This window comes from Methylobacterium sp. WL116 (assembly GCF_008039455.1).
Taxonomy (GTDB): Bacteria; Pseudomonadota; Alphaproteobacteria; order Rhizobiales; family Beijerinckiaceae; genus Methylobacterium.
Genome location: NZ_VRUV01000731.1, coordinates 1 through 1,747 on the forward strand (window position 1 = coordinate 1; position 1,747 = coordinate 1,747).

A 1,747-nucleotide genomic window follows, 5' to 3' on the forward strand; every position below is an offset into this window, starting at 1 on the left:
GCTGCCGAGGCCGCCGACGCGGCGCCGCGCCCCGAGGCGATCGTCGCCGTGGCCGAGAGCCTCACCGTCGCCGAGGCGCCGGCGGCGTCCGAGGATGAGCCCGACGAGGACGAGTCCGACGACGAGGACGAGGACGACGATTCGGACGACGAGGACGAGGACGGCGACGACGAGGAGTCCGACGAGGACGAGGGCGACGAGGATCCCGACGCCGAGCCGAAGATCTCGCAGGTCGGCGGCAACGGCGACGCGCTCGGCGAGCTGCCCGAGCGCCCGCGCAGCCACCGCCGCCACTACAAGATCCAGGAGGTGATCAAGCGCCGCCAGATCATCCTGGTGCAGGTCGTCAAGGAAGAGCGCGGCACCAAGGGCGCGGCGCTCACCACCTACCTGTCGCTCGCCGGCCGCTACTCGGTGCTGATGCCGAACACCGGCCGCGGCGGCGGGATCTCCCGCAAGATCACCTCGGCCGCCGACCGCAAGCGCCTCAAGGAGACCGCCCAGGCGCTGGAGGTGCCCGACGGCATGGGCGTGATCCTGCGCACGGCGGGCGCCTCGCGCACCATGCCGGAGATCAAGCGCGACTTCGAATACCTGATGCGGCTGTGGGAGAGCGTGCGCGAGCTGACCCTGTCCTCGACCGCGCCGGCGCTGGTCTACGAGGAGGGCTCGCTGATCAAGCGGGCGATCCGCGACCTCTACAACAAGGACCTCGACGAGGTCCTGGTCTCGGGCGAGGCGGCCTACGCGGAAGCGCGCGACTTCATGCGGATGCTGATGCCGCAGCAGGCGAAGGTGGTGAAGCCCTATCGCGACCCGACGCCGATCTTCGCCAAGCATGGCGTCGAGCAGCAGCTCGACGCGATGTTCTCGAGCCACGTGACGCTGAAGTCCGGCGGCTACCTCGTGATCAACCCGACCGAGGCCCTGGTCTCGATCGACGTGAATTCCGGGCGCTCGACCCGCGAGCACGACATCGAGGACACCGCGCTGCGCACCAACATGGAGGCGGCCGAGGAGGTCGCCCGCCAGCTGCGCCTGCGCGACCTCGCCGGCCTGGTGGTGATCGACTTCATCGACATGGAGGAGAAGCGCAACAACCGCGCGGTCGAGAAGAAGCTCAACGACTGCCTGAAGAACGACCGCGCCCGCATCCAGGTCGGGCGGATCTCGCCCTTCGGCCTGATGGAGATGAGCCGCCAGCGCATCCGCACCGGCGTGCTCGAATCCTCGTCGATCCCGTGCGTGCATTGCGGCGGATCGGGCTTCGTGCGCGCCACCGCGTCGGTCGCGCTGCACATCCTGCGGGCGATCGAGGAGGCGCTGCTCAAGGCGTCGAGCCACAACCTGATCCTGCGCACCCGCACCGAGGTGGCGCTCTACATCCTCAACCAGAAGCGCGGGCACCTGCACGAGCTCGAGATGCGCTTCGGCGTCAGCGTGACGATCGCCGCCGACGAGCGGCTCGGCGCCACCACCGCCTACCAGCTCGATCGCGGCGAGCCGGCCCAGCGCACCGAGGGCCCGGTCACCGGGATCCGCGCCGTGGCGATCTCGCCGATCTCCGAGATCGAGGAGGACGACGGCTTCGAGGAGGCCGAGGACGAGACCGCCGAGGAGGCGCTCGCGCAGGACGCCCTCGGCGAGGCCGATGCGGACGACGAGGCCGAGGATGCGCGCGAGGCCGGTGCCGAGCGCTCGGAGAAGTCGGACGAGGGCGACGGCCAGCGCCGCCGCCGGCGTCGCC

General features: G+C 70.6%; 1 protein-coding gene. It reads left to right on the top strand.

Annotation, left to right across the window (positions count from 1 at the left end; translation table 11 throughout):
- The coding region (locus FV223_RS26735; RefSeq protein ID WP_147729749.1) for a ribonuclease E/G at positions 1-1,747 on the top strand (1,747 nt) is incomplete at both ends.